The 15233-nt window shown below is 57.4% G+C and carries 10 protein-coding genes, 2 tRNA genes and 3 rRNA genes; 8 read left to right on the top strand and 7 right to left on the bottom strand.

Features of this window, described 5'->3' with window-relative positions:
• Positions 1-650: 650 nt before the first annotated feature.
• The 5 genes from DOCECA_RS14190 (at position 651) to rrf (ending at position 5878) form a co-directional block, all read left to right on the top strand.
• Positions 651-2189: ribosomal RNA gene (locus DOCECA_RS14190) — 16S ribosomal RNA — on the top strand.
• Positions 2190-2312: 123 nt separating this feature from the next.
• A tRNA-Ile gene (locus tag DOCECA_RS14185) sits at positions 2313-2389 on the top strand.
• A 10-nt stretch (positions 2390-2399) separates the two neighbouring features.
• Positions 2400-2475 (top strand) — tRNA-Ala (locus DOCECA_RS14180).
• 241 nt (positions 2476-2716) lie between these two features.
• A 23S ribosomal RNA gene (locus DOCECA_RS14175) occupies positions 2717-5608 on the top strand.
• 154 nt (positions 5609-5762) lie between these two features.
• Positions 5763-5878 (top strand): 5S ribosomal RNA (gene rrf / locus DOCECA_RS14170).
• Together the 16S, 23S and 5S rRNA genes with 2 tRNA genes alongside form the textbook arrangement of a ribosomal RNA operon.
• 98 nt (positions 5879-5976) lie before the next feature.
• Here rrf and DOCECA_RS14165 read toward each other — a convergent pair.
• Positions 5977-6378: a lysozyme inhibitor LprI family protein gene (locus DOCECA_RS14165; protein ID WP_434606983.1), complete on the bottom strand. Its 402-nt coding sequence runs from the start codon at positions 6376-6378 to the stop codon at positions 5977-5979.
• 120 nt (positions 6379-6498) lie between these two features.
• On the opposite strand from DOCECA_RS14165, the gene DOCECA_RS14160 reads away from it, so the two are divergent.
• Positions 6499-6957 carry an SRPBCC family protein gene (locus DOCECA_RS14160; protein ID WP_445570714.1) on the top strand — a complete coding sequence of 153 codons (459 nt, stop codon included), beginning with the start codon at positions 6499-6501 and terminating at the stop codon, positions 6955-6957.
• Between the two features lie 302 nt (positions 6958-7259).
• On the opposite strand, the gene DOCECA_RS14155 is transcribed toward DOCECA_RS14160, so the two are convergent.
• On the bottom strand, positions 7260-8207 hold the full coding sequence (locus tag DOCECA_RS14155; RefSeq protein WP_445570713.1) for an AraC family transcriptional regulator N-terminal domain-containing protein: 948 nt from the start codon (positions 8205-8207) through the stop codon (positions 7260-7262).
• 198 nt (positions 8208-8405) lie between these two features.
• On the opposite strand from DOCECA_RS14155, the gene DOCECA_RS14150 reads away from it, so the two are divergent.
• Positions 8406-9143, top strand: coding sequence for an SDR family oxidoreductase (locus tag DOCECA_RS14150; RefSeq protein ID WP_445570712.1), 738 nt, complete (start codon positions 8406-8408; stop codon positions 9141-9143).
• Between the two features lie 62 nt (positions 9144-9205).
• On the opposite strand, the gene inhA is transcribed toward DOCECA_RS14150, so the two are convergent.
• Positions 9206-9892 carry an isonitrile hydratase gene (gene inhA / locus DOCECA_RS14145; RefSeq protein ID WP_445570711.1) on the bottom strand — a complete coding sequence of 229 codons (687 nt, stop codon included), beginning with the start codon at positions 9890-9892 and terminating at the stop codon, positions 9206-9208.
• A 99-nt stretch (positions 9893-9991) separates the two neighbouring features.
• Here inhA and DOCECA_RS14140 point away from each other — a divergent pair, with 99 nt between their 5' ends.
• A complete protein-coding gene (locus DOCECA_RS14140; RefSeq protein WP_420767862.1) occupies positions 9992-10978 on the top strand; it encodes a GlxA family transcriptional regulator in 987 nt (328 codons plus the stop codon).
• Here the strand turns inward: DOCECA_RS14140 and DOCECA_RS14135 are convergent.
• The 4 genes from DOCECA_RS14135 to DOCECA_RS14120 form a co-directional block, all read right to left on the bottom strand.
• Complete coding sequence (locus DOCECA_RS14135) at positions 10947-11849, bottom strand: alpha/beta fold hydrolase (protein ID WP_445570710.1); 903 nt, start codon at positions 11847-11849, stop codon at positions 10947-10949. The two genes, DOCECA_RS14140 and DOCECA_RS14135, sit on opposite strands and share 32 nt — an antisense overlap.
• A 28-nt stretch (positions 11850-11877) precedes the next feature.
• Positions 11878-12255 carry a hypothetical protein gene (locus DOCECA_RS14130; RefSeq protein WP_445570709.1) on the bottom strand — a complete coding sequence of 126 codons (378 nt, stop codon included), beginning with the start codon at positions 12253-12255 and terminating at the stop codon, positions 11878-11880.
• Positions 12256-12530: 275 nt separating this feature from the next.
• Positions 12531-14354, bottom strand: coding sequence for a glycoside hydrolase family 15 protein (locus DOCECA_RS14125; RefSeq protein WP_445570708.1), 1824 nt, complete (start codon positions 14352-14354; stop codon positions 12531-12533).
• Positions 14347-15147 carry an SDR family oxidoreductase gene (locus DOCECA_RS14120; protein ID WP_445570707.1) on the bottom strand — a complete coding sequence of 267 codons (801 nt, stop codon included), beginning with the start codon at positions 15145-15147 and terminating at the stop codon, positions 14347-14349. The genes DOCECA_RS14125 and DOCECA_RS14120 overlap by 8 nt, the downstream gene beginning before the upstream one ends.
• Positions 15148-15233: the final 86 nt, after the last annotated feature.

Raw genomic sequence — 15233 nt, 5'->3', positions numbered from 1 at the left:
AACGGGTTTGAGCAATATAGTGCGCATTTCAAGCGGCGCAGTCTATATATCAGGCGGGTTTGGACCCGTTCAGCCGGAAAGATAAAGAAAGGAAAAAATAACGGTTGACGGCAAATTCTGGATGTCTATAATTCGCCCCACTTCCGGCGCAGTCGAAACGGAAAACTCCTTGAGTTTCAATGAGTTAACCAAGTTTCGGTAAGTGCTTCGCTTCAGTTCATCGAGGCGTGGAAGGAGTGGGTAGGCCGGTTTGTTGGGCGCTATCGACGGTTCGATCTTCTCGGTCGAAAGCGGTAAAAAAGAGGTGTTGACAGCAGCGAGTAACGCTGTAGAATTCGCCTCCCGCTAACGAGAGATCGGAAGCGCAAGTGGTTGAAGTTGTTAAGGATTTCCAAGCGAAACTTTGAAAGCTTCTTAAAATAACCGCTTGACAGATACACGGGGCGCTGTAGAATGCGCGCCTCGGTTGAGACGAAAGGCTCAACCCACCGCTCTTTAACAACTGAATCAAGCAATTCGTGTGGGTGCTTGTGGAGTCAGACTGCTAGTCAACAGATTATCAGCATCACAAGTTACTCCGCGAGAAATCAAAGATGTAACCAACGATTGCTGAGCCAAGTTTAGGGTTTTCTCAAAACCCAAAGATGTTTGAACTGAAGAGTTTGATCATGGCTCAGATTGAACGCTGGCGGCAGGCCTAACACATGCAAGTCGAGCGGCAGCACGGGTACTTGTACCTGGTGGCGAGCGGCGGACGGGTGAGTAATGCCTAGGAATCTGCCTGGTAGTGGGGGATAACGCTCGGAAACGGACGCTAATACTGCATACGTCCTACGGGAGAAAGCAGGGGACCTTCGGGCCTTGCGCTATCAGATGAGCCTAGGTCGGATTAGCTAGTTGGTGAGGTAATGGCTCACCAAGGCGACGATCCGTAACTGGTCTGAGAGGATGATCAGTCACACTGGAACTGAGACACGGTCCAGACTCCTACGGGAGGCAGCAGTGGGGAATATTGGACAATGGGCGAAAGCCTGATCCAGCCATGCCGCGTGTGTGAAGAAGGTCTTCGGATTGTAAAGCACTTTAAGTTGGGAGGAAGGGCATTAACCTAATACGTTAGTGTTTTGACGTTACCGACAGAATAAGCACCGGCTAACTCTGTGCCAGCAGCCGCGGTAATACAGAGGGTGCAAGCGTTAATCGGAATTACTGGGCGTAAAGCGCGCGTAGGTGGTTCGTTAAGTTGGATGTGAAATCCCCGGGCTCAACCTGGGAACTGCATTCAAAACTGTCGAGCTAGAGTATGGTAGAGGGTGGCGGAATTTCCTGTGTAGCGGTGAAATGCGTAGATATAGGAAGGAACACCAGTGGCGAAGGCGACCACCTGGACTGATACTGACACTGAGGTGCGAAAGCGTGGGGAGCAAACAGGATTAGATACCCTGGTAGTCCACGCCGTAAACGATGTCAACTAGCCGTTGGGAGCCTTGAGCTCTTAGTGGCGCAGCTAACGCATTAAGTTGACCGCCTGGGGAGTACGGCCGCAAGGTTAAAACTCAAATGAATTGACGGGGGCCCGCACAAGCGGTGGAGCATGTGGTTTAATTCGAAGCAACGCGAAGAACCTTACCAGGCCTTGACATCCAATGAACTTTCCAGAGATGGATTGGTGCCTTCGGGAGCATTGAGACAGGTGCTGCATGGCTGTCGTCAGCTCGTGTCGTGAGATGTTGGGTTAAGTCCCGTAACGAGCGCAACCCTTGTCCTTAGTTACCAGCACGTTATGGTGGGCACTCTAAGGAGACTGCCGGTGACAAACCGGAGGAAGGTGGGGATGACGTCAAGTCATCATGGCCCTTACGGCCTGGGCTACACACGTGCTACAATGGTCGGTACAGAGGGTTGCCAAGCCGCGAGGTGGAGCTAATCCCACAAAACCGATCGTAGTCCGGATCGCAGTCTGCAACTCGACTGCGTGAAGTCGGAATCGCTAGTAATCGCGAATCAGAATGTCGCGGTGAATACGTTCCCGGGCCTTGTACACACCGCCCGTCACACCATGGGAGTGGGTTGCACCAGAAGTAGCTAGTCTAACCTTCGGGAGGACGGTTACCACGGTGTGATTCATGACTGGGGTGAAGTCGTAACAAGGTAGCCGTAGGGGAACCTGCGGCTGGATCACCTCCTTAATCGACGACAGCAGCGGCTCCATGAGCTCCCACACGAATTGCTTGATTCATTGAAGAAGACGATAGAAGCAGCTTTAAGCTCCAAGCTGATAGCTCACAGCTAACAGTTACAAGCTCGAAATTGGGTCTGTAGCTCAGTTGGTTAGAGCGCACCCCTGATAAGGGTGAGGTCGGCAGTTCGAATCTGCCCAGACCCACCAATTTTGTTATGGGGCCATAGCTCAGCTGGGAGAGCGCCTGCCTTGCACGCAGGAGGTCAGCGGTTCGATCCCGCTTGGCTCCACCATAAACTGCTTCTGAAAGCTTAGAAATGAGCGTTCCATCCGCTGGATGATGAATGTTGATTTCTAGTCTTTTGATTAGATCGTTCTTTAAAAATTTGGGTATGTGATAGAAAGATAGACTGAACGTTACTCTCACTGGTAACGGATCAGGCTAAGGTAAAATTTGTGAGTGGCTCTTAGAGCCAGATCGAATTTTCGGCGAATGTCGTCTTCACAGTATAACCAGATTGCTTGGGGTTATATGGTCAAGTGAAGAAGCGCATACGGTGGATGCCTTGGCAGTCAGAGGCGATGAAAGACGTGGTAGCCTGCGAAAAGCTTCGGGGAGTCGGCAAACAGACTGTGATCCGGAGATGTCTGAATGGGGGAACCCAGCCATCATAAGATGGTTATCTTGTACTGAATACATAGGTGCAAGAGGCGAACCAGGGGAACTGAAACATCTAAGTACCCTGAGGAAAAGAAATCAACCGAGATTCCCTTAGTAGTGGCGAGCGAACGGGGACTAGCCCTTAAGCTTCTTTGATTTTAGCGGAACGCTCTGGAAAGTGCGGCCATAGTGGGTGATAGCCCTGTACGCGAAAGGATCTTAGAAGTGAAATCGAGTAGGACGGAGCACGAGAAACTTTGTCTGAATATGGGGGGACCATCCTCCAAGGCTAAATACTACTGACTGACCGATAGTGAACTAGTACCGTGAGGGAAAGGCGAAAAGAACCCCGGAGAGGGGAGTGAAATAGATCCTGAAACCGTATGCGTACAAGCAGTGGGAGCCCACTTTGTTGGGTGACTGCGTACCTTTTGTATAATGGGTCAGCGACTTATTTTCAGTGGCGAGCTTAACCGAATAGGGGAGGCGTAGCGAAAGCGAGTCTTAATAGGGCGTCTAGTCGCTGGGAATAGACCCGAAACCGGGCGATCTATCCATGGGCAGGTTGAAGGTTAGGTAACACTGACTGGAGGACCGAACCGACTACCGTTGAAAAGTTAGCGGATGACCTGTGGATCGGAGTGAAAGGCTAATCAAGCTCGGAGATAGCTGGTTCTCCTCGAAAGCTATTTAGGTAGCGCCTCATGTATCACTGTAGGGGGTAGAGCACTGTTTCGGCTAGGGGGTCATCCCGACTTACCAAACCGATGCAAACTCCGAATACCTACAAGTGCCGAGCATGGGAGACACACGGCGGGTGCTAACGTCCGTCGTGAAAAGGGAAACAACCCAGACCGTCAGCTAAGGTCCCAAAGTTATGGTTAAGTGGGAAACGATGTGGGAAGGCTTAGACAGCTAGGAGGTTGGCTTAGAAGCAGCCACCCTTTAAAGAAAGCGTAATAGCTCACTAGTCGAGTCGGCCTGCGCGGAAGATGTAACGGGGCTCAAACCATACACCGAAGCTACGGGTATCACGTAAGTGATGCGGTAGAGGAGCGTTCTGTAAGCCTGTGAAGGTGAGTTGAGAAGCTTGCTGGAGGTATCAGAAGTGCGAATGCTGACATGAGTAACGACAATGGGTGTGAAAAACACCCACGCCGAAAGACCAAGGTTTCCTGCGCAACGTTAATCGACGCAGGGTTAGTCGGTCCCTAAGGCGAGGCTGAAAAGCGTAGTCGATGGAAAACAGGTTAATATTCCTGTACTTCTGGTTATTGCGATGGAGGGACGGAGAAGGCTAGGCCAGCTTGGCGTTGGTTGTCCAAGTTTAAGGTGGTAGGCTGAGATCTTAGGTAAATCCGGGATCTTAAGGCCGAGAGCTGATGACGAGTTACCCTTTGGGTGACGAAGTGGTTGATGCCATGCTTCCAAGAAAAGCTTCTAAGCTTCAGGTAACCAGGAACCGTACCCCAAACCGACACAGGTGGTTGGGTAGAGAATACCAAGGCGCTTGAGAGAACTCGGGTGAAGGAACTAGGCAAAATGGCACCGTAACTTCGGGAGAAGGTGCGCCGGTGAGGGTGAAGCACTTGCTGCGTAAGCCCACGCCGGTCGAAGATACCAGGCCGCTGCGACTGTTTATTAAAAACACAGCACTCTGCAAACACGAAAGTGGACGTATAGGGTGTGACGCCTGCCCGGTGCCGGAAGGTTAATTGATGGGGTTAGCTAACGCGAAGCTCTTGATCGAAGCCCCGGTAAACGGCGGCCGTAACTATAACGGTCCTAAGGTAGCGAAATTCCTTGTCGGGTAAGTTCCGACCTGCACGAATGGCGTAACGATGGCGGCGCTGTCTCCACCCGAGACTCAGTGAAATTGAAATCGCTGTGAAGATGCAGTGTATCCGCGGCTAGACGGAAAGACCCCGTGAACCTTTACTATAGCTTTGCACTGGACTTTGAATTTGCTTGTGTAGGATAGGTGGGAGGCTTTGAAGCGTGGACGCCAGTCTGCGTGGAGCCATCCTTGAAATACCACCCTGGCAACTTTGAGGTTCTAACTCAGGTCCGTTATCCGGATCGAGGACAGTGTATGGTGGGTAGTTTGACTGGGGCGGTCTCCTCCTAAAGAGTAACGGAGGAGTACGAAGGTGCGCTCAGACCGGTCGGAAATCGGTCGTAGAGTATAAAGGCAAAAGCGCGCTTGACTGCGAGACAGACACGTCGAGCAGGTACGAAAGTAGGTCTTAGTGATCCGGTGGTTCTGTATGGAAGGGCCATCGCTCAACGGATAAAAGGTACTCCGGGGATAACAGGCTGATACCGCCCAAGAGTTCATATCGACGGCGGTGTTTGGCACCTCGATGTCGGCTCATCACATCCTGGGGCTGAAGCCGGTCCCAAGGGTATGGCTGTTCGCCATTTAAAGTGGTACGCGAGCTGGGTTTAGAACGTCGTGAGACAGTTCGGTCCCTATCTGCCGTGGACGTTTGAGATTTGAGAGGGGCTGCTCCTAGTACGAGAGGACCGGAGTGGACGAACCTCTGGTGTTCCGGTTGTCACGCCAGTGGCATTGCCGGGTAGCTATGTTCGGAAAAGATAACCGCTGAAAGCATCTAAGCGGGAAACTTGCCTCAAGATGAGATCTCACTGGAGCCTTGAGCTCCCTGAAGGGCCGTCGAAGACTACGACGTTGATAGGCAGGGTGTGTAAGCGCTGTGAGGCGTTGAGCTAACCTGTACTAATTGCCCGTGAGGCTTGACCATATAACACCCAAGCAATTTGTAGACTCGAAAGAGGCCAGATTGCGGTGTTGTGAAGACGAAACGAACCGAAAGTTCGAGATACTCACAAGCAACACGCTATCACATACCCATTTGCTGGAACGTGACCGTAAGGCACGCGCTGGCTACCGAATTTCTTGACGACCATAGAGCATTGGAACCACCTGATCCCATCCCGAACTCAGAAGTGAAACGATGCATCGCCGATGGTAGTGTGGGGTTTCCCCATGTGAGAGTAGGTCATCGTCAAGATTAAATTCCGAAACCCCTATCTGCTGATGCAGGTAGGGGTTTTGTTTTTGCGCTTGGATTAAAACCGGATGGCTTGTCATCCCTCTCATTGTCCTCAATCAAGCTTCAGGCACCGGACAGCTCAGGTCCCCTTCTTTGCAGCTGAGATAGGTGTTGAACGCGTCAATCCGCGCCTTGGTCAGCGTCGTGATGCACTCATTGTGGATCATGGGATGGACGCTTCCGCCTTCGACACCGGACGCCGAAAAGCTACATTCAGCGTCACGGAAGTCAATCCAGGCGCGCTGTGCCTTGACCAACAATTGTTTGGCCGCAGCGTTATCCTTCAGGCGCGCTGTGATTTTTTGGTACAAGCGGTTCAACTCTTTATCGGCGGCCCTGTTTTCCTGGGTTGCGCACTGGTTCAACTCGCCCTGGGTCGTGGCGTTTGCGCAATCATCAGCTTGGACGGGGCTGACGAACAGCAGCGGAATAAGGGGCAGCAGCAAGCGTTTGGACATTATCAATCTCTCCTTGACGGGTAAAACTGCCGGAGGGAGTGTACCCAAACAATGCGCTGACACAACTTTCCGGTTGGCCTCGTGGTCTTACAAGCCTAGTGTTGAACAAGGAGGTGACCCATGCATTTACCTGACCGTATCGAAAGAAAGATCTTATTGAAGGCGCCCCGTTCGCAGGTTTGGCGCGCACTGGCCGATGCTGAGACCTTCGGCCAATGGTTTGGTGTGAATCTCGACGGGAAACGGTTTGTCGCCGGAGAGCGCACCCAAGGGCAGATTACTTATCCGGGCTACGAACACCTCGTTTGGGATGTGATGGTGGCGCGTGTCGAGCCCGAGCGGGTGTTTTCGTTTCGCTGGCATCCCTACGCTATCGAGCCACAGACGGATTACTCCCAAGAGTCCGAGACTCAGGTGGAGTTCGAACTCGAAGACTTTAAGGGGGGGACGTTGTTGAAAGTGGTGGAGTCGGGATTCAACGGTATTCCTGAAGCGCGTCGACTCAAGGCCTTTCGAATGGATAGTCGGGGTTGGGATGAGCAAATGGCCAACATCGAGGAATTCCTGAGCAAGGCATGATATGGCTTCGGAGCCTTTATCGATCCGATGCCCGATTGACTAAGGGTTTTCGGAAGGGAGGGTATAGCGAATGTCTTACACGGCTTGGTAGTTATATCCTCTATTTCACTTTGGATCCGACGCGTAATCTTTGCTCATCCACTGAAGCACAGGGAGTGCTCAGGATCAGGGATGATCGACCTTGCAAGGATAGCTATCGACAGGGAGTCGTAATGGTCTTGGAAAAACCCGCTTAGGCGGGTTTTTTTTCGTCTGCGAGAAAGATATTCCATAAGGCCTGGCGTCGGGTTTTGCATGCCGGATCAGGCGCTGCTGGCCTGTAATGCCATCGCCCGCAGACGAGCGATGTCCTTGCTCGGCGAGGCGCCGAATAGGCGACTGTATTCCCGACTGAATTGAGAAGGGCTTTCATAGCCCATCTTGTAGCCAATTGACGAAACGTCGCAGTTCTCGGCCAACAATAATCGTCGGGCTTCCTGCAGGCGCAGCTGTTTCTGATATTGCAGCGGGCTCATGGCGGTCACGGCTTTGAAGCGGTGATGCAGCGCCGAAGGGCTGAGATTGATCATTTGCGCCAGACTCTCGATGCTCAATGGCTCGGCATAATGGCTATTGAGCCACTCGATGGCTCGGCTGATGCGGTGGGTCTGGGTGTCAGGAATTGCGATTTCATGCAGGCGCCGGCCTTGGGCACCGCGCAACAGTCGATAGAAAATCTCCCGCTGGGCCAAGGGCGCAAGTGTCGCGATGTCGTCCGGACTGTCGAGCAGCCGCAGCAAACGCAGCATAGCGTCGAGCAGGGGTTCGTCAATTCGGTCTAGGAATAATCCGCGGTCAGTTCTTTCAGCCGGCAAACCGATGGGGTTGGCATCGGCAATCAGCCGACAGATCTGGGCCGGCTCAATGTCCAGGCGAATGCACAGGTACGGTTGCTCTGGACTGGCCACGATCACTTGGCCGGCCAGCGGCAGCGTCACCGAGACCACCAGGTAATTGAGAGGGTCGTAGACATAGCGCTCGTGGGCCAGCGTGACTTCTTTGCGACCCTGCACAATCACACAGAGCCCCGGCTTGTGCACGACGTGCAGGGCTTCTGTGGGTTGGTCGCAGCGGATCAGGTGCAACGCTTCAATAGCCGTGGCGTGGACACCAAATTCCGGTGCGAAGCGCTTCATCAGGTTCGCCAGTTCGGCGCGACGCACGTCTATGCGGTTATCAGGCGTGATGGTGATGGACGTGGATACCGACATGCCGATCAATCTCCCTGGCCAATTGAATGGATCGCGCTAGTAAAGCCGATTGCAACTGCGACGACCAGAGGCGCTATCGTTACAGGATCGTGCAAATGCGCAGGAGAATCCGGCTAACCGAAGCGCAGAACGAATCCCTAATCTGGACCTGTCAAAACGCTCCACCGGGAGCCAACACATCCAGACGAGGGATTCATCATGTCCGATATTCAAAACAAAGTCGTGGTCATTACTGGCGCCAGCAGCGGGATTGGTGAGGCGGCGGCACGCTTGCTGGCTGCCCGGGGGGCTTGCGTCGTATTGGGCGCCCGGCGCGAGGAGCGTTTGCAGGCACTCGTGCAGGAGCTTGAGGCCGCCGGCCAACGGGCTGCTTGCAAAGCCGTGGATGTGAGCCGTCGCGATGACGTGCAGAGCCTGATCAATTTCGCCGTCGAAAAATTCGGCCGACTCGATGTGATCGTCAATAACGCCGGGGTCATGCCCCTCTCCAAACTTGAGGCATTGAAAGTCGATGAGTGGGATCGCATGATCGACGTCAACATCCGCGGGGTGCTCCACGGTATCGCTGCCGGCCTGCCACTGATGCAGCGTCAGCGCAGCGGCCAATTCATCAACATTGCTTCCATCGGTGCCTACGCAGTCAGCCCGACTGCCGCGGTGTACTGCGCCACGAAGTATGCCGTGCGGGCGATTTCCGAAGGCTTGCGTCAGGAAGTCGGTGGGGATGTTCGCGTGACCGTGATTTCCCCCGGCGTCACCGAGTCGGAGTTGGCCGAAAGCATTTCCGATGAAGGCGGACGCGCCGAGATGCGTGAGTTCCGTCGGATCGCCATACCCGCCGAGGCCATCGCCCGGGCGATTGCCTACGCCATCGAACAACCGGCGGACGTCGACGTCAGCGAACTGGTGGTGCGGCCGACGGCAAGCCCTTACTGAGGCGAATCGATCCAGCATCGGCTCCAGCCAGGTAACGCTCGCTTACCTGGCTCAACCTCCCGCTACACTTTCTCCAACCGCGCCGCAGCCCGGTGAGTGATCTGCGAACGTACCCGCAAAGACTCCGCCGAACGCCGGTTGGCTTCTTCCAATACTTTCGTCGGCGCCGTGTCCGGACACCCTGAGGCGAACGGCGGTGCGGGAGCGTATTCGAGTTGCAGCTGGACCAGTTCCGCGGTGTCTCGATCGAACAGCTCCGCCGCCAAGGTCAGGGCAAAATCGATGCCTGCCGTGATGCCGCCCCCGGTGAGCAGGTTACCGTCTCGTACTACGCGGTCCTTGACCGGCGTCGCGCCCAGGGGCTGCAACAAACTGTGGAAGGCCCAGTGGGTGGTGGCGCGCTTGCCACGCAACAATCCCGCCGCACCAAGCACCAGCGAACCTGTGCACACCGAGGTGACATATTTGGCATGGGCCGCCTGACGTTTGATGAAGGACAGGGTCTGCTCGTCTTCCATCAGTGGACCGACGCCACTGCCGCCGGGGACGCAGATCACGTCGAGCCTCGGGCAGTCCTCAAATGTGGTGGTCGGCAGCAAGACCAGCCCGGTGCTGGAATTGACGGGCGCCAGGTCTTTCCAGATCAGGTGCACTCTTACATCCGGCAACGAGGCCAGTACATCGTAAGGGCCGGTGAGGTCCAGTTGCTGGGCCTGAGGGAACAACAGAAAACCGATCTGCAACGTCATGTGGCTTGCTCCTTTGGATGATGGCCGAGGGGTAGACGGTTTTACTGTAGGCTCGTAGGATCTGGCGTATTCGCCAATAAGCCCACGAATCACGCCAATATGCCAAATACACCGAAATCCATTCATGTGCTGGCCTTCGCCAATGTGCAGGTGCTCGATGTCACCGGCCCCCTGCAAGTATTTGCATCGGCCAACGATCTTGTTCGTGGGCAGGGTCTGCCGGCGCCGTACGCGCCGACCGTGGTCGCTGCCGGTGGCGGGGCAGTGATGTCGTCGGCGGGGTTGGCGCTGATGGCCGAGCCGCTCCCCAACGACGTCAGCGACACCTTGTTGATCGCGGGCGGTTGGGGCGTGTACGAAGCCGCCGAGGATCCAGCCCTGGTGGCCTGGGTCAAACATCAAGGGATGCGCTCGCGACGGGTCGCGTCAGTGTGTACCGGAGCGTTCCTGTTGGCGGCCAGTGGCTGGCTGGACGGACGACGGGTGGCGACTCACTGGACCCGCTGTGAACAGTTGGCCCAGCAACATCCGCAACTGCGGGTCGAACCCAATCCGATTTTCATAAAGGATGGTCCTGTCTGGACGTCGGCCGGGGTCACGGCCGGGATTGACCTGGCATTGGCGTTGGTCGAAGAGGACTTGGGCCGGGCGATGGCCTTGGAGGTGGCTCGGCATCTGGTGGTTTTCCTCAAGCGCCCCGGCGGGCAATCGCAGTTCAGCGCCACCCTGGCGCTACAAAAGCAGGGCGGTCGCTTCGACAAATTGCACGCCTGGATCGCCGAGAACCTGACGCGGGACCTGGGCCTGTCGAGCCTGGCTGCCGAGGCGGGCATGAGTGAGCGCAGTTTTGTCCGCCATTACCGCGCCGAGACCGGCCAGACCCCGGCCCGCGCCGTGGAACTGATCCGCGTGGAGACCGCTCGCCGTCTGCTTGCCGACAGCGCGGTGCCGGTCAAGCGCGTCGCCCTGCAATGTGGCTTCGGCAGCGAAGAAACCCTGCGCCGCAGCTTTTTGCGAGCCGTGGGCGTGACACCCCAGGCTTATCGCGAGCGGTTCAGTGCCCAAGCAGATCAAGCAACGCCTTGACCGTGGCCTCGGGCGCTTCCTGAGGAATGTTGTGGCCGACGCCGGGCAGTACGCGGCGTTCATAGAATCCGCTGAAGTGGCCTGTATCTTCATCGTCCTCCGTCGCAGGCCCCACACCGTCATCGCCGCCGCACAGGGAAATACTTGGCACGCTGATGACAGGTTGCTCTGTCAGTTTTTCCTCCATCCACTCGAGCGTCGGATCCCCCGGCGCGTACATGAAACGATGGCGATAGGAGTGGATCGTCACTTCGACGAAGTCCGGATTGTCGAATGACGGCGCGCTAAGAGGGTACAGCTCGGCGCCGCGTTTCCAGGTTGGCGACCAGAGGCGCCAGAGCAATCGGCACAATTCACGCCGATTCTGCGTCAGGCCTTCGACGCCCCGGGCGGTGTGGAAGTAATACTGGTACCACAGACGGTATTCATCTTCGGGGCTCAGCGGCTGGGTTGAATGGGGAATGTCCTGCAGATTGTAGCCATCGCCCGTTACCAGGCAACGGGCGCGCTCGGGCCACAAGGCGGCGACGATGCACGCGGCGCGGCCACCCCAGTCATAACCGCACAGCGCGGCTCGGGGAATGTCGAGCGCGTCCATCAGGTCCAGCAGGTCCTGGGCCAGTGCCGCCTGTTGGCCGGAGCGGGCGATGGCGGGATTGTTGTACCGGGTCGGGCCATAGCCGCGCAGGTAGGGCACGATGACCCGATAGCCGCGTTGGGCCAGGACCGGGGCCACCTCGTCGAAGGCGCGCGGGTCATAGGGGAAACCGTGGAGCAGGATGATTGGCTCGCCGCTGGCGGGTCCATGTTCTTCATAGGCGATGCGCAGCAATGGCGTCACCGCGAAATTGACCTTGGGCGCAGTTGTCATATCTGCCTCCGGCATCGCTCGATTGTTGTCAGGCGGGCTCCTGGTTCACGTATTTGGCCCGCTCCGGTGTGAACGTCACGATCATGTTCGTGCTGGAGCAGGTCAGGGTTCGTTCCTGGGCCAGGTCGATGTCCAGGTCCTCCCCGCGCAGGCCCTGCCATTGGGCCAGGTACTTGAGACAACCGAATTTGGCGGTTTTCTTCAGACTGCGGCTGACCCCGCCTTTCCAGCCCAGCACCGGCAGTTCACCGTCCCGGCAGCGTTGAGCCAGTTCCGGAAACCTCGCCGCCCGGTCGCGGCCGATTTCCCAGCATTTGATCAAGCCTTTGTCGTGGTCGTCCCAGAGTTCTTCCCGGGTCAGCCCTGTTCGGGGCTCGGTGGTAATGGAGCGTTTGATGTGCGTCATGTCAGGTCCTTGAATCGGGTTTTATCGGGCAGCTCCGCTGCACCCGTGAGTGCATCGATCTTAGGAGAGGGTTGGAGGACTGGCAACCTGCAGCCAGCGAAATGCGTTCAGCTTTGTTGGAATCCAACGTGGCGAGGGAGCTTGCTCCCGCTGGGACGGTCCGACGCTTCGGGCGAAGCGACCCAAAATTTCCGAACTGAAAAGCGGCGTGTGCTACGCAGCCGAGCGGGAGCAAGCTCCCTCGCCACGGAATCGTCATTGGTCATAACCGCAGCTCACGGCTGCCAATGATTTTTCTCCCCGCTCAACTTGCGATCCAAAAAGCTCGCCGCGCTGATCAGCGCCAAATGACTCAAGGCCTGGGGCAGGTTGCCGAGATGATAACCGTGGCTGTCGAACTCCTCGGCATACAGGCCCAGCGGATTGGCGTAGCGCAGCAGCTGTTCGAATTCCAGTTGGGCTTTTTCCACCCGGCCGGCGCGGGCCAGGCATTCGACGTACCAGAATGAGCAGGCCACGAACGAACCTTCGGTGCCGCTGAGGCCATCGATGGGGTTGTCGTCGGTGCGGTAGCGATAGACCATGCCGTCTCGCACCAGGTCTTTTTCGATGGCGTCCAGCGTCGACAACCAGCGCGGGTCGCGGGCGCTGACGAAGCGCACCAGCGGCATCAGCAGCATCGAGCCGTCCAGGGCGGTGCTGCCCAGGCACTGGACGAAGTGCTGATGTTCGTCGCTCCAGAAGTTCGTCCAGATGTCTTCGTAGATGGCCTGGCGGGTCTCATCCCAACGGGCGAACGGGGCGGGCAGGGAGCGTTTGCTCGCCAGGCGGATGGCGCGGTCCACGGCCACCCAGCACATCAAGCGCGAGTGCAGGAAATGTTGCTTGTCGCCGCGCATTTCCCAGATGCCGACATCCGCGTCCCGCCAGATCGTGCATACCTGATCCACCACATCGACAGTGTGTTTCCAGCCCTGGTGGGAGATGGCTTCGCCGTATTTGTTGACCAGGTACACCGCGTCCATCAGCTCGCCGAAGATGTCCAGCTGCACCTGCTGGTAGGCCAGGTTGCCGATACGCACCGGCTGCGCGTTGCCGTAGCCGCTCAGGTGCGTCAGTTCGGTTTCGGGCAATTCAAGCCGACCGTCCAGGCCGTAGAGGATGTTGAGTTTGGTCGGTTGGTCGCGACAATCGCTGACTCGGCCACGCAGCCAGCGCATGTAAGCGTTGGCTTCGTCGACAAAGCCCAGGCGCATGAAGGCGTAGACGGTGAACGAGGCGTCGCGGATCCAGGTGTAGCGATAATCCCAGTTGCGCTCGCCGCCACGTGATTCCGGCAGGCCGAAGGTGGCGGCGGCGAGGATGGCGCCCTGTTTGCGCGATGTCAGGAGTTTCAGCGCCAGGGCGGAACGGTTGACCATTTCCCGCCAGCGGCCGCGGTAGTTCGATTGGCTGATCCAGCCGCGCCAGAACGCCAGGGTTCGTTCCAGGCAAAGGGCACTGGTATCGTCCACCAGCCGAGGGTCGTCGATGCTGCCCAGCAGGAACTCAGCGGTCTGGCCTTGCTCCAGGGTGAACTCCGTCACTGCCGCCTGGCCGTCCAGCGTCAGGGGCTGGTCGGCGCACAGGCGCAGGCTTGGTTGTTGCGTTGCCTCGAAAATGACGTGATCGCCCTCCTGGCGCGCCGTGGTCGCGGCGCGGGAATAATCATGGCGCACCGCGCAACGCATGCGAAACGTCGCGCTGCCGACGGTCATGCGCACCCGACGCATCAGCACCGGCAGGTCATCCTCGCTGTCGCCGATGGGCAGCAAATCGGTGATTTCCACCACCACGCCGTCGCTCAGCCAGCGGGTCTGCAGGACGTTGGTGTCGGGCAGGTAAATCTGCTGGCGACGGGCGTCCGGCAAGATCGGCGCGAGTTGAAAGATGCCGGCCTCGGGAGTGTCCAACAGCGAGCAGAAGATCGACGGGCTGTCGAATTCCGGCCAGCAGAAAAAATCCACGCTGCCTCGATCGTTGACCAGCGCGGCGGTGCGCATGTCGCCAATGATGCCGTGGTTCTCGATGGGGCTTTGCGGCTCGTCATGATCAACCATTGCCGCGGAACCCCGGATAGAGGCTCATTCCACCGTCGATGAACAGCGTGGTGCCCACGACATAATCGGACAAGTCCGATGCCAGCCAGACCACCGCATTGGCGACATCCTCCACATCGCCGACCCGACCGTAGGGGATGAGCTCGAGGATTTTGTCCTCATTGTCGCCTGCCATGGCCTTCCGATTGATGGCCGTGCGGATGGCGCCAGGGGCGATGCTGTTGATGCGGATGCGCTGGTGGCTGGTTTCCTGGGCCAGGGTCTGCATGAGCTGGTCGATGCCGCCCTTGGATGCCGCATAATTGACATGACCGGCCCAGGGGATGCGCTGGTGCACCGAGCTCATGTGGATAATCTTGCCGGCGGCCCGGGACACGCCCTGGCGAATGCCCTGGCGGTTGAAGATTCGCAGGGCGGCGCGGGCGCAGAGGAATTGGCCGGTGAGATTGACGTTGATGACGGTGTTCCAGTCGTCCAGGGTCAGGTCCACGGCGGCGGCGTCCTTTTGCAGGCCGGAGTTGGCGACCAGGATGTCCAGCGTGCCGAAGGCGTCGAGGGTCTGGGCGAACAAGCGTTCGACATCCTGCTCCTTCGATACATCGGCGCCGAGGGCGATGGCGCGGCCGCCGCTGTCGTTGATCTCGCGGGCCAGGTCTTCGGCCGGGCCTGCACTGGAATGGTAGTTGAGCACCACGGCGGCACCGGCCGCCGCCAATGCCCGGGCGGAGCCGGCGCCGATGCCAGAGCTGGCGCCAGTGACCAGGGCAACTTGTCGGGCGAGGGAAATCTGCATGGGTAGCACCTTGAACTGAGGGCCTTACTTGCTGACTGGCGCCAGGTGCCGAGAGTTCATTTGCAGGAAACAGTCTTCACATTTCA

It is taken from the genome of Pseudomonas sp. E102 (assembly GCF_052660185.1).
The sequence above is the reverse complement of the archived record's forward strand: the minus strand, read 5'-3'. Positions and strand labels throughout refer to the sequence as shown.

What these genes read in the sequence shown, in the direction of transcription:
- DOCECA_RS14155 (WP_445570713.1), bottom strand. Translation starts at nt 8,207, where the DNA reads ATGTCGGTATCCACGTCCATCACCATCACGCCTGATAACCGCATAGAC.
- DOCECA_RS14150 (WP_445570712.1), top strand. Translation starts at nt 8,406, where the DNA reads ATGTCCGATATTCAAAACAAAGTCGTGGTCATTACTGGCGCCAGCAGC.
- inhA (WP_445570711.1), bottom strand. Translation starts at nt 9,892, where the DNA reads ATGACGTTGCAGATCGGTTTTCTGTTGTTCCCTCAGGCCCAGCAACTG.
- DOCECA_RS14135 (WP_445570710.1), bottom strand. Translation starts at nt 11,849, where the DNA reads ATGACAACTGCGCCCAAGGTCAATTTCGCGGTGACGCCATTGCTGCGC.
- DOCECA_RS14125 (WP_445570708.1), bottom strand. Translation starts at nt 14,354, where the DNA reads ATGGTTGATCATGACGAGCCGCAAAGCCCCATCGAGAACCACGGCATC.
- DOCECA_RS14140 (WP_420767862.1), top strand. Translation starts at nt 9,992, where the DNA reads ATGCCAAATACACCGAAATCCATTCATGTGCTGGCCTTCGCCAATGTG.
- DOCECA_RS14165 (WP_434606983.1), bottom strand. Translation starts at nt 6,378, where the DNA reads ATGTCCAAACGCTTGCTGCTGCCCCTTATTCCGCTGCTGTTCGTCAGC.
- DOCECA_RS14130 (WP_445570709.1), bottom strand. Translation starts at nt 12,255, where the DNA reads ATGACGCACATCAAACGCTCCATTACCACCGAGCCCCGAACAGGGCTG.
- DOCECA_RS14160 (WP_445570714.1), top strand. Translation starts at nt 6,499, where the DNA reads ATGCATTTACCTGACCGTATCGAAAGAAAGATCTTATTGAAGGCGCCC.
- DOCECA_RS14120 (WP_445570707.1), bottom strand. Translation starts at nt 15,147, where the DNA reads ATGCAGATTTCCCTCGCCCGACAAGTTGCCCTGGTCACTGGCGCCAGC.